Source organism: Ottowia pentelensis, assembly GCF_964341695.1.
Genome location: NZ_OZ224513.1, coordinates 3059551 through 3071488 on the forward strand (window position 1 = coordinate 3059551; position 11938 = coordinate 3071488).

An 11938-nucleotide genomic window follows, 5' to 3' on the forward strand; every position below is an offset into this window, starting at 1 on the left:
GAAAACACCATGCAGGTCGCTCGCTTCATTCCATCCCGCTCAGTCGCATTGGTCTCTGTGCTGCTCATCGTTGCGCTGATCGCGGCGGCCTGGCTGGGCTTACAGCCACAAACGCCGATCGCCGAAGACGCTTCAGCGTCGGCCGAGTTCAGCCAGGCGCCCAAGCTGGCACTCGCCGCCGCGAGCGGCCCGCCTTGGCGCTATGGTCGCGACGATGCGCGCTTCACGGTAGTGGAGTACGCCGACCTCGAATGTCCGTTCTGCCGCGCGTACTTCCCGGCGCTGAAGCAGTGGATCGACGCGCACCCCGAGGTGAACTGGCAGTGGCACCACCTGCCGCTGGCGCCGCACGAGCCTGCGGCGACTGCCAATGCGCGCCTGGTCGAGTGCGTTGGTGAGGCCGGCGGCTCGGCCGCGTTCTGGCGGGCGGTCGAATGGGTCTATGCGCACACCCGCGGCGACGGCCAGGGCCTGCCCGAGGGCCTGGGCTATCCAGGCATCACGCCGGCCGCCCAGCAGTGCCTCGACAGTGATCGCCCTGACACGCTGATCCGCGCGCAGTCGGCGAGCGCCGCGCAGGAGGGCGTCAAGGTCACGCCCACGCTGCGGTTGCAGGATCGCCAGTCCGGCAAGACGCTGCTGCTGCATGGCCCGGTGGAAGGCGATGCGCTGCTGTCGGCCATCGACCTGCTGGCGGCCGGCGGCACCACCGACACTGCATCGAAGGAAATGCCTGCCGAGTCCCTCGGCGACATGCCCAGGTAGCCCCCGATCTTCAAGGCTACGCCGCGGCCTTGGCCGCGCTGATCGACCCCGTTCGCCTCGCATCCTTCGACGCGAACAGCCGCCGCGCTGCGGTGGCGGATGCCCGCTCTTCCATCGCTTGTTGTTCATCCCACGCGGGTCGCCCACGCCCGCAGGGGCGGCATGGCGTTCCGCACCTTCTATGGAGACTGCCATGCAACCCAAGACTCATGTTGTTGATGGTGTGACCTTCGTGGCCACGCCTTACCGCGCCGGAACCTTCGTCCGCGAGGATGTGTTCTGGCGCCAGTTCACGATCACCTGCCAAGGCTATATCGAGTACCCCGAGGACGATCGCGTTTTCGGGACCTGGTGGACACCTCACATCCTTGAGCTGGGCCAACACGGCCTGATCGAGGATGCCCTGGCCCTCGCAGCGGACGAGCTGTCAAAAGACGAGTTCGATCTGAGGTCGGAGATCGAGGCGCTGGACTTTCGGCCGGAACTGGTCCTGATCCGCGATTCGCTCGATCGGCTGGTTGTCACTGGCGAGGTGCAGTGCGGCGGCCGCATCCGCTGGTGCGAACCCACCGCCTCAGATGCGGAAGCCGCCGACGTCGCGAAGCAGGTCGATGACCTGCGCGGCGAGGCGTCCTACGAAGCTGGCTGGGACAACCACAGCACGGCCGAGCGCCTGCGCCTGCGCGCCCGCGTACTGGCCGGCCGGTTGGTCGATCCGTTCTGGCAAGTCCATGCCCGCCGCGCCATTCAGGCCTCGGCTGCGGGCGCCTGATTCCCACGGGAGCTTCGGCTCCCGTTTTTCCTCCTTGTGCCGCTTGCGAAAGCGGGGTGTGCGCGGTGCGCATTCCTTGTCGCAGCAGACATGCCTTCGGCGTTCGACTAGGGGCCTTGCTCTCATTTCCAGGACACCCGCCATGACGGCTCCCTTGTTCTATTCCATTCCGCGGCTGGGGGTCACGCGCATCGCGTGCGCGGGAGGACTTCTGCTGTGCCTGCTCTGCCAGACCGCATCGGCCGCCAACGTGCTCGTCGTGACCGACAGCCACCATCCCGTGCAGCCCGCTGCCGGCGCCCGCGTGGTCGAGCTGGACCTGCCCGAGCGCATCGAGGCCGAGCTGGCGGCCAGTCTGCCCAACGACCCCAACCGCGCAACCGCAATCGTGCAGCAGCGACTGCGTGATGGCGGCCAGGCTTTGCAACGACGCATCGGCAGCGCCTACCAGGGTGTGGCCGATGCCTGGGGGCTGGGCATCGCCAAGGTGCCCGCCGTAGTGGTCGATCGCCGCTACGTGGTCTACGGCGAGCCCGACGTGGCGCGTGCCGTGGCCCGCGTCGAAGCCCATCGGAGGACACAGCCATGAAGCGCCTGCTGTCGGCATCGTCGCGCCGCGCTCGCCTCGCCATCGCCTCGGTGCTGCTGGGCGGTGCGGCATCGAGCTTCGCGCTGAACACGGCCACCATCGTGTCGTCGGCCCTGTCGCCGGACTGCATCGAGTACCGCGTCGTCGGCATCTGCTACTGGCTGTTCTGCACCTGGACGGGCTGCACCGTGCGCACGTCGGTGAAGGTGCGGCACTACGTGCCGGACGCGGTGGTATCGAGCTACAGCAACACCGGCGAGAACCCCTGGGTCGAGGTGCGCGCGATGAGCACGCCGAACCCGACTGCGCAGGCTGGCGACGACGGCACGACGAACCACGACAACGAGAACAACCTCGCCAAGTTCAAGAACGCCGACGTCATCGGCCACCCCGGCGGCTACGTGTTCAGCCAATTCGCGAGTTCGTTCGGCTACTCGTGCGAGGGCGCAGGCACGGCCTTCATGCCGTACCTACTCAGCACGCTGGACACCATCGCCTGGCGCTACAACATCCCCGAAGCCTTCTACCCTGAAGCGCTCATTCCCGGCCGGCGCGAGATCGGCACGCGCACCGGCCTGAATCTGTGGGGCAATGTGTATGCGCGCGGGGGTTTCCTGCACCAGACCGATGACCACAAGAGCGGAGCCGTCGTCGCGCAACGCGCCGGCGACGTCGTAACGCGCCGCAACCAGATCCACGTGTATCAGCCGCTGCTCGCCAGCGCCCGCGACGGCTACTGGCCGGCCGGCGCGCTGATGGAGACCGATGCCTCGACGGGCAAGTGGCAACCGCTGACGCCCACGCTCTCGAACAGTTGCGTCGTCTTCCCGCACAGCGGAAGCCTCACGCAGGCGCAACAGGGCGATTACGCCTGGGCGCTGTGGCGGCCCTATGCCTGCTGCCAGCGCCGCGGCCAGGTCTTCCTCGGCAGCGTCGATTTCAACTGAGGTGTGCCCATGAAAACGTCTCTCTCCCGTCTCGTACAACGTGCCAAGCCCTACACGCTCAGCATCGCGCTCGCCTGCGCCGTCACCGCCGCGGCCGGCGTCGCGTGGGCGCAGACCCGCATCAACCCCACCGGCGTCGGCGTGAGCGGCAGCGTGATCGGCGACGACGTGCTCTACAGCATCGGCGGCGGCCGCGCCGTGTCCATGGGCGGCGCTGGGAACATGCAGAGCATCGGTGTGGGCATCGGCTGGAACAGCAACCTCATCTGCGGCGACATGAGCATCACGACGACGCTGCAGAACCAGTTGAACGGCATCACCAACGGCTTCCAGCAGATCATGAGCAACGTGATCCAGAGCGCGACCAGCGCCGTCGCCTCGTTGCCGGCGCTGATCATCCAGCGTGCCGATCCGGGCCTCTACAACCTGCTGACCAACGGCGTGCTGCAGGCCCGGCTCGACTTCGACCGCAGCAAGCTGACGTGCAAGGCGATGGCCAACCGGATGGCGGACATGGCGGGCGGCCAGGCGGGCTGGGACCAGCTCGCCGAAGGTTTCGCGCTGCGCGATGCGGTGAGCAGCACCGATGCGGTCTCCGCCGTGGAGCAAGCCGAATCCAACAAGGGCAACAACGGCGTGCCCTGGGTCGGCGGCAGCAACGCGGGCGGTTCGGGACAGGGCTCGATCAAGGTGGTTGGCGACGTGACCCGCGCGGGCTACAACCTGCTGAACAGCCGCGGCGTCACGGACACCTCGTCCATCCCGCGCGCATCCTGCGGCAACCGGCTGACGTGCCAAACCTGGTCCTCGCCGCAGGCCGCCGCGGACTTCGCAACCCGTGTGCTCGGCGAGCGCGAGCAACGCACTTGCGAGACCTGCACCAAGACGCAGACCACACCCGGCGTCGGCCTGACGCCGGTGATCCAGGAAGAGTACGAGACCAAGCTGCAGGCCCTGCAGGGCCTCGTGACGGGCTCGACGCCGATGACGGTGGCGAACCTCGAAGCCGCCGGCAGCAACTCGCTGCCGATCACCCGCGGCGTGATCGAGGCGCTGCGCGACGAGCCCGATCAAGACCTGCTCGGCAAGCGCCTGGCGTCCGAGGCCGCGCTGTCGAGCGTGCTGGAGAAGGCCTTGCTGTTGCAGCGCACGCTGCTGACCGGCAAGAAGGAGCCGAACGTCGCCGCCAACGAGCTGGCAGTGAAGGCGGTCGATCAGGAGAACAACGCGCTGGACCAGGAGATCAACAACCTCAAGACCGAGCTGGAGCTGCGGCGCACGCTGGCCGGCAATTCGGCGATGGCGATCGTGCAGCGGCACGGAACGCGCGCCGCCGGTTCACGCGGGATCTTCGAGGGCGATACCACGCGCGACCGGCTCAAGGAAGTGCAGAAGCCGAGGAACAACTGATGGTCACGCGCGCATGGACCTGGCTGCGGCCCGCCTGGTTGTTCAACCGGCGCGTGGCCGTCGCGCTGCTGTGGGTGCTGGCGGTTGCCGGCATTGCCGCGGGCGTGAACGTCGTCGGCCTGCGCGTCGTCGGCAGCATCGATGGCTGGGAGCGGTGGCTGCGCGAGCACTCGGCCCACTTCCTGATGTGGCGGCTGCTGGTCTACGCGGCCACGGCCTACGGCTGGTGGTGGATGCGTCGGCGCCTGCGCGAGCGCGAGCCTTCGCCCGAGGTGCACCAGCGCCTGCTGCGCGTCGAGATCGCGGCCGTCGTCACCCTCGTGCTGCTCGAAGGCAGCCAACTGCTGCGCAGCGGCTGAACCGCCGAAGGCGAGGAGCACGCCATGACCCTCTACACGACCGACTACCTGGAGTATTACCTGACGCTCGTCGGGTGGATCGTCAACAACGGCATCTGGAACATTCTCGTGGCCAGCGGCGTGTTTGCGCTGCCCTTCGTAGTGATCGTCGTGCAGGAGTGGCTGCGCGCACGCGCCGAAGGCGCCGACGAGGGCAACAAGGGCGTGCTGTCCTCGATGCGCATTGAGAACCGCGTGTGGGTGGCGATCGTCGTCATCCTGTTCGCCGGCATCCCCTTCATCCCGGTCGATCTCAGCACGATCAAGTTCGACACAACGCGCTCGGCGCAGTGCCAGGTCAGCGTCCCGCAGCCCAACGACACGGGCTGGTCGAACGCTTACACCACGCTGAACAACCAGAGCGCATTGGTGCCGGTGTGGTGGTTCTTTATGCACTCGATCTCGAAGGCGGTGACGGGCGGCGCGGTAGCGGCGATCCCCTGCGGCACGGACCTGCGGCAGATGCGCATGGACGTGGACGCCACGCGCATCGATGACCCGGTGCTGGCCCAGGAGGTCGGCGACTTCGTGCACGACTGCTACGGGCCGTCGCGGGCCAAGCTGTTCATGAGCCGGCCCACGCTTTCCGACGAGCAGATGAACGACGTCACCTGGATCGGGTCGAGCTACTTCTTGGGCAACACGGGCTTCTACGACACGTACCACTCCAACACGCCCCGCACGGCCTGGCCCTACGACGCGACACGCGATGCGGGGCTGGCCCAGGTGGACAGCGGCGGGGGCTACCCCACATGCCGGCAGTGGTGGTCAGACGGCAACAGCGGCCTGCGCGCGCGCCTGCTGGCCCAGGTCGATCCGGACCTGTTGACGCGCATCGGCCGCTGGGCGGGCTTCCTGTCACAGGCGGAGATGAACGACTCGGTGATCCGGGCCGTGGTGTCGCCGCGGCAGCAGAAGATGAACCAGGGTTCGGTCTACACCGACTACGGCGGGCAGATCGAGAAGACGCTGCCCAACATCGTGACGCGCGGCGCCGGCGACCTCGGGATGACGATGGGCTCGCTCGGCTTCTTCCCGGCGATGGACGTAGTGCGCCAGGCGCTGCCGATGGTGCTGTCACTGCTCAAGATGGCGCTGGTCGTCTGCATCCCGCTGGTGCTGGTCTTCGGCACCTACGAGCTGAAGGCGCTGGTCGCGGTGAGCTGTGTGCAATTCGCGCTGTTCTTCGTGGACTTCTGGTTCCAGCTCGCGCGCTGGCTCGACTCCACCATCCTCGATGCGCTCTACGGCTGGGGGTTCGGCGCAAACCGGCCACACAGCAACTTCGATCCGCTGATCGGGCTGAACAACGCCTTCGGAGACATGCTGCTGAACTTCGTGATGGCGACGATGTTTCTTGTGCTTCCCAGCTTGTGGGTCACTGCACTCGGTTGGGTGGGCGTTCGCGTGGGCGGCGCGCTTCAGGGCTTGGCCAACGGGACCAGGGAAGCCGGTCAAGCAGGCAGCAGGGGTTCAAACATGCTGATCAGCGCCGCCAAGAAGTAGCTCGGGCCACGGATCTGCATCAGTCGTCTTTGAATCGAGGGTCTGGATCATCGTCGTAAGACGCCGGGTGATAGAACAGGCCCTGACGGTGATCGACTTCCTCCGCTTTACGACCGAGAAAGTCAGAATCATCTTCGTCGTGGTCTGGTCGCGCCATCCACGCTACGGCCGCCAGACCAAGGATTAGCAGGGCCAGCCAGAACGCGCTGTAGAGCAACACAGCAAGGACAGCGAGCTTGACGACCAGCAACACGGTCTTGGCAGCGCCAGGCGCCCATCCGCGAGAGAGCAGCCAACCATTGGCCCGCCGATCTAGACGCGCACAGCCTCGCCAGGCCCGACCCAGCGTGTGGCCGAGGCGTTCTGCGAAGGTGGTCTGTGCGGCGGTCTTCACGGTGGCTACCTCATGGTCGTCCTGTGCGCTGCTCGTTTGATTGAATCCTGCATGGGTTTTCAAATCATGGTGGAAATTATGTGCAATATCTAATCATGCCAAACGCCAACCTGAATCCGTGGCCCCACCTCGTAGAACAGCACACCCTGCGGGTGAGCTGCGCAGGAGTTGAGTCCGGGATTGAGGTTGGGATTGCCGGGGTCGCCCGACAATTGGGCGATGCGCCGAATCGAAGTCAAGCAACTGGATTACGACCTGACGCCCGTTGGCGGGCTGGCCTTGGTGGGCCACTACCTGAAGGCGCTGGGGCCGCAGTGGACGGCGCTGGAGCGGGCGCTGCCGGTGCGCGCCGGCGTGAGCAACAGCGACGTGTTGCGCAGCTACCTGGGGCTGCTGGCGCAGGGCAAGAGCGACTTCGACGCGGTGGAGAACTACCGGGGTGACAAGTTTTTCAAGGAATCGCTGGGCATAGGGCTGCTGCCGTCGAGCCCAACGCTGCGCCAGCGCCTGGACGGGCAAGCCCAGGCCTTGTTCGAGCATGTGCCCGGGATGATTGAGCGGCTGCTGGGCAGCCAGCGGCCCGACTACGGCGTGCTGCCCTGCGGCTGGTTGCCGCTGGACGTGGACACCTTCGCGATGGACAACGGCGGCACGCGCAAGGAAGGCGTGGGGCGCACCTACGCCGGGGTGGACGGCTACTGCCCGCTGGCGGCCTATCTGGGCGCACACGGCTTCTGCCTGGAATTGGCGCTGCGCCCTGGCGTGCAGCACTCGGCGCGTGAGACCGACTTCAACCTCGAACGAGTGATCCCGATGGCCCAGCGCCTGAGCGCGGGCGGACCGAAGGCGCCGATCCTGGCGCGGCTGGACGCCGGCTTCGACTCGGTCGCGCTGATGCGCAGCATCGAGGCCTGCAACCAGGCCGGGCAGCCGCAGGTGGACTGGCTGATCAAGTGGAACCCACGCAGCGTGGACCGCGCCGCGCTGCTGGCGCGGCTGGACGTCGACGCCAACACCCAGTGGCACCAGCCGCGCGAAGGCAAGCGCGTGACGGTGTGGGAAGAGGCCCTGCAGATCGAAGACATCAGCCGACCACTGCGTCGCGTGCTCAGGCTGGTCGAGCGCACCATTGACCGACACGGCCAACAGTTGATCGTTCCCGAGATCGACCTCGAAGGCTGGAGCACCAGCCTGAGTGCAGAGCCGTTCAACGCCGAGAAGATCATCGCGCTGTACGCCGACCACGGCACACACGAGCAGTTCCACGCCGAGTTCAAGACCGACCTGGACCTGGAGCGGCTGCCTTCGGGCAAGTTCGACACCAACTACCTTGTGTGCCAGCTCGCGGCGCTGGCGATGGACATCCTGCGCCTGATGGGCCAGCGCGGCCTGCTGGGGCCGGATGCACCGGTGCGCCACGCGGCCAAACGCAGGCGCATCAAGACGGTGATACAGGAGTTGATCTACCGCGCAGGCCGGATCATCGAGAGCGGGCGCAGACTGATCCTGGGACTGGGCGCCAACGACCGGGCGGCCCAGGCATTCGAGCGGCTCAACGGCGAGCTGTTTGCTGCAGCCTGCGGCTGAAGCGAAGAGGCCTGGTGCCAGGCGAGCCCACTCACGGATCCCGAAATACGCGCACCGCGCACGTTGCGGCGTGGTCGATGCAGCGGGAACAGCGGCCAGACCCGCATCCGACGCGCCGCGCACGCAACTAAACGCCACGAGGCGACCGAATTGAGCACCGTCGGCGTGGAAAACAACGCTGTTCATGGCCGGCGTACGACGAACTCGCTCAGGCGGGTATCGGGGTCACGGATTCAGGGCCAAGGCAAGCGGCGTGTCAGCCTTTGTGCTGGCCCAGCCAATCGGCTTTGCTCGCTGCCACCAGCGCCGCCCAATCGTCCGGCGGGTTGCCGCGTCCCAGCATCTTCTCGAACACGGCGTAGGGGTCGGACTTGCTGCCCGCCGACCGCAAGGTCTGCTCGTCGTTGACCCAGGCGTACACGATGACCTTCGCCTTCGAGTCGTAGCGGAAGAACAGCCGATACCGTCGTCCGAGCTTGGCTCGCCGCCAGTGGCGATAGTCCGGTCCCATGGTGTTGCCCTGACGATACTCGTCGCGTGCCGGATCGCTCGGCACCACGTCTTGCATCAATTGCACCAAGGCCCGGAAGAACTTGACGTTGGCGTTGGACGCAAAGCCTTCCGAGTCGTTCTCTTGCGCACGCAGCACGGCTGCGCGCAGCTTCATCAACTGCTCGATCAGGTTATCGTGAAACAGCAGCGTCCAGCCATGCTGCTGCATCAGATTTCCACGTCCTCATCGAAGTCATCGCCCAAGACAACCTTGTGGCCTGCATGCTCCAGCATCGTGCGAGCCAAATCCTCGGGCAGGCCGCGGATGTTCCGGCCAGCCTCGATGTCGTGAGCCAGCAGGGTCAGGAACGCGGCGATGGCAGGGTCTTCATGCTCGGCATCGGCACGGGTCACGACCACTTCGCCGCCGCGAAGGTCGAACGCCACCTTGCCGCCGGTGTCCACGCCCAGCACCTGCCGGATGGACTTGGGCAGCGTGATCTGACCCTTGGAGGTCAGCGTCGCGACTTCGTGGATTTCGGGCATGGCGGCACTCCTGATGGCAATGCCTGGATGGTAAGGAAGTTTCCTTACGCTGTCAATGTGAGGGCGCATAGTGCTGTTTCCGGGTGTATGAATCCAGCTCCATCGTAGGGACGGCACAGCCAGCCTTCCCGCATCAATCCGCCTTGGGCCAGGCCCGCATTGGTTGTGGCTGGCTCGCCTCGGTTGCCCTATATCCAAAGGCTTCCAAAAGGCCAAAGGGCTGGGGAAGGGGCAAGGGAATGGGGCCAAGGGGAATGGCCCTACCCGAAAAGGCCAAAAGGCTCTCCCGACCCGCCCGCCGTCCGGGGTTCGCCATGCTCTCGCTGTTCCAACGCAAACGGCCGCCGTCTACCTCTGGCGCCGCGCCGACACCCACACCTCCCGCCAATCCCGGCAAAGGGCTGATGCGGCCGGAGCCGGCCGCATCGCTGCTGGCGACACCACGCCGGCAGCGGCTGCTGGAACACATCTGGCAGCGCACCTCGCTATCGCGCCGCCAGTTCGCCACGCTGTATCTCGGCCCGCTGGAGCGCTACGCCGAACTGGTCCAGCAGTTCCCGGCGTCCGAATCGCATCACCATGCCTATCCGGGTGGCATGCTGGACCATGGCCTAGAGATCGTCGCCTACGCCCTGAAGCTGCGGCAGTCGCACCTGCTGCCCGCCGGCACCACGCCGGAGGCACAAGCGGCCCAGGCCGAAGCCTGGACGGCCGGCACCGCCTATGCGGCGCTGTTGCACGACGTTGGCAAGGTCGCCGTCGATCTGCACGTGGAGTATGCGGACGGCACGGTCTGGCATCCCTGGCACGGCCCGCTGCGGCGGCCGTACCGCTTCCGCTATCGCAAGGAGCGCGAGTACCGGCTGCACAGCGCCGCCACCGGACTGCTCTACGCCCGGCTGCTCGATCCAGGCATCTTCGACTGGCTCGCCGACTACCCCGACCTGTGGGCCGCGCTCCTGTACGTGCTGGCCGGCCAGTACGAGCACGCTGGCACGCTCGGCGAGTTGGTCGTGCAGGCCGACCAGGCCTCGGTAGCCCAGGAACTCGGCGGCGATCCCAGCAAGGCACTGGCGGCACCCAAGCACGCCCTGCAGCGCAAGCTGCTCGATGGCCTGCGCTTCCTGCTGCGCGAGGAATTCAAGCTGAACCAGCCCCAGGCTTCGGACGGCTGGCTGACCCAGGATGCATTGTGGCTGGTGAGCAAGACCGTCTCGGACAAGCTGCGCGCTCATCTGCTGCAGCAAGGCATCGACGGCATCCCGGTCAGCAACACGGCGGTGTTCAACGTGTTGCAGGACCACGGCATCGCTTTGCCCACGCCGGACGGCAAGGCGATCTGGAAGGCCACGGTCGCGAGTGATGCCGGTGGTCGCACAGCTTCACGTTCCTGAAGCTCTCGCCCGCGCTGATTTGGGAGGCGACCGAGCGTCCCGAGCCCTTCGCAGGACAGGTGCGGGTCGAACAAGAACAGGGCGAACCGGCGCAGCAGAGTCCCGCGCCCGGTACGCCCTACGTTGCGCAAGGACCGGCGCTGGCAAGCACGGCGCCGCTTGCGCCCGCGGACAACGGCGTCGGTGCGCTGCTCGATCTGCTGGACGCGATACCCGCCGCCTCGGTGCTACCGAGCGTGCCCGAGTTGGCGGCCGACACCGAGGACGAAGCTGTCGTTGCTGCGGTAGCCCCCACAGCTTCGGTCGCGCCCGTCGCGCAGCCCCAGCGCCGGGCCGAGCCTCCCAGCGAGGACTTCATGGCCTGGCTGACTCAGGGCGTGCAGACCCACAAGCTCATCATCAACGATGCCAAGGCCCTGGTGCATACCGTCGTCGGCACGGCCTACTTGGTCAGCCCCGGCGTCTTCCAGCGCTACGCGCAGGAACATCCGCACGTTGCGACCGTCGCCCGGCAGGAGAAGCTGGAGGCATGGCAGTGGGTGCAGAAGCGCTTCGAGAAGCTGGGGCAGCACCGCAAGCAGGCTAGCGGACTCAACATCTGGGCTTGCGAGGTCACGGGGCCGCGCAAGACTCGGCGGCTACACGGCTACCTGCTGGCCAACCCCGGCGCACTGTTCGGGGAAATACCGCCTGACAACCCATATCTAAGCCTCGCCAGCGAAGCCCCGAAGCGCAAAAATTCCCCAGGTAAGCGCGATACCGATAGCGAGCAGTAGGGATAGGGCACGGCCGCGCGTCGGGCCGACTTCAATCCTCGGACTTGGAAGCCGGTTCGGCCAGCTTGGCCTCGGTCAAGGCCATCAAGTGGGCAGAACTGCACTTCAGCGCGCGGGCGATCTTGAGGATCAGGGGGAGTGTGGGGACATGCTCGCCGCGCTCGATCTTTCCCATGTGCGAGCGTTCGATGCCGGCCATGTGAGCCAGCGTTTCCTGGGCGATGCCCTGGCTGGTTCTCTCATGGCGAACGGCGGCCCCAAACGCGATGGCAGGTTCTGCTTCGTAGGTGGTCGTGCCGCTCGGTCGGCCTCTCTGAATCGGACGCTTCTGCATTAGCAAAAGCGTCGGGCATGGCTCCGAT

Annotated in this window: 12 protein-coding genes and 1 pseudogene; 9 read left to right on the forward strand and 4 right to left on the reverse strand. The window is 66.5% G+C overall.

Annotation, left to right across the window (positions count from 1 at the left end):
* Window positions 1-9: 9 nt before the first annotated feature.
* The 7 genes from ACWHMB_RS14780 (at window position 10) to ACWHMB_RS14810 (ending at window position 6387) form a co-directional block, all read left to right on the forward strand.
* A complete protein-coding gene (locus tag ACWHMB_RS14780; protein WP_292998617.1) occupies window positions 10-765 on the forward strand; it encodes a DsbA family protein in 756 nt (251 codons plus the stop codon).
* Between the two features lie 193 nt (window positions 766-958).
* Window positions 959-1537, forward strand: a complete 579-nt coding sequence (locus ACWHMB_RS14785) for a hypothetical protein (protein WP_292998615.1) — start codon at window positions 959-961, stop codon at window positions 1535-1537.
* 142 nt (window positions 1538-1679) lie between these two features.
* Window positions 1680-2126 (forward strand): TIGR03757 family integrating conjugative element protein, encoded by a 447-nt coding sequence (locus ACWHMB_RS14790; RefSeq protein WP_447648574.1) that lies wholly within the window; start codon window positions 1680-1682, stop codon window positions 2124-2126.
* Window positions 2123-3073 carry a TIGR03756 family integrating conjugative element protein gene (locus ACWHMB_RS14795; protein ID WP_292998611.1) on the forward strand — a complete coding sequence of 317 codons (951 nt, stop codon included), beginning with the start codon at window positions 2123-2125 and terminating at the stop codon, window positions 3071-3073. The genes ACWHMB_RS14790 and ACWHMB_RS14795 overlap by 4 nt, the downstream gene beginning before the upstream one ends.
* Before the next feature lie 9 nt (window positions 3074-3082).
* The gene (locus ACWHMB_RS14800; protein WP_292999049.1) at window positions 3083-4483 is read left to right on the forward strand and encodes an integrating conjugative element protein; all 1401 of its coding nucleotides are present in this window, start codon (window positions 3083-3085) and stop codon (window positions 4481-4483) included.
* Window positions 4483-4842 (forward strand): hypothetical protein, encoded by a 360-nt coding sequence (locus tag ACWHMB_RS14805; protein WP_373717285.1) that lies wholly within the window; start codon window positions 4483-4485, stop codon window positions 4840-4842. Before ACWHMB_RS14800 ends, ACWHMB_RS14805 begins: the two co-directional genes overlap by 1 nt.
* A 24-nt stretch (window positions 4843-4866) precedes the next feature.
* Window positions 4867-6387: a conjugal transfer protein TraG N-terminal domain-containing protein gene (locus ACWHMB_RS14810; protein WP_292998607.1), complete on the forward strand. Its 1521-nt coding sequence runs from the start codon at window positions 4867-4869 to the stop codon at window positions 6385-6387.
* Window positions 6388-6406: 19 nt separating this feature from the next.
* Here ACWHMB_RS14810 and ACWHMB_RS14815 read toward each other — a convergent pair whose 3' ends face one another.
* Window positions 6407-6781 carry a DUF3742 family protein gene (locus ACWHMB_RS14815; protein WP_292998605.1) on the reverse strand — a complete coding sequence of 125 codons (375 nt, stop codon included), beginning with the start codon at window positions 6779-6781 and terminating at the stop codon, window positions 6407-6409.
* 219 nt (window positions 6782-7000) lie between these two features.
* On the opposite strand from ACWHMB_RS14815, the gene ACWHMB_RS14820 reads away from it, so the two are divergent.
* Window positions 7001-8368 (forward strand): IS1380 family transposase, encoded by a 1368-nt coding sequence (locus tag ACWHMB_RS14820; RefSeq protein ID WP_217072248.1) that lies wholly within the window; start codon window positions 7001-7003, stop codon window positions 8366-8368.
* A 256-nt stretch (window positions 8369-8624) separates the two neighbouring features.
* Here the strand turns inward: ACWHMB_RS14820 and ACWHMB_RS14825 are convergent, their stop codons facing one another.
* A complete protein-coding gene (locus ACWHMB_RS14825; RefSeq protein ID WP_292998600.1) occupies window positions 8625-9089 on the reverse strand; it encodes a type II toxin-antitoxin system YhaV family toxin in 465 nt (154 codons plus the stop codon).
* Window positions 9089-9406: a type II toxin-antitoxin system PrlF family antitoxin gene (locus tag ACWHMB_RS14830; protein WP_292998598.1), complete on the reverse strand. Its 318-nt coding sequence runs from the start codon at window positions 9404-9406 to the stop codon at window positions 9089-9091. Before ACWHMB_RS14830 ends, ACWHMB_RS14825 begins: the two co-directional genes overlap by 1 nt.
* A gap of 314 nt (window positions 9407-9720) precedes the next feature.
* Between ACWHMB_RS14830 and mobH the strand changes: the two are divergent.
* Window positions 9721-11576 (forward strand): annotated as a pseudogene (mobH, locus tag ACWHMB_RS14835) (MobH family relaxase).
* A gap of 31 nt (window positions 11577-11607) precedes the next feature.
* Here mobH and ACWHMB_RS14840 read toward each other — a convergent pair.
* Window positions 11608-11910, reverse strand: coding sequence for a helix-turn-helix domain-containing protein (locus ACWHMB_RS14840; RefSeq protein WP_292998594.1), 303 nt, complete (start codon window positions 11908-11910; stop codon window positions 11608-11610).
* Window positions 11911-11938: the final 28 nt, after the last annotated feature.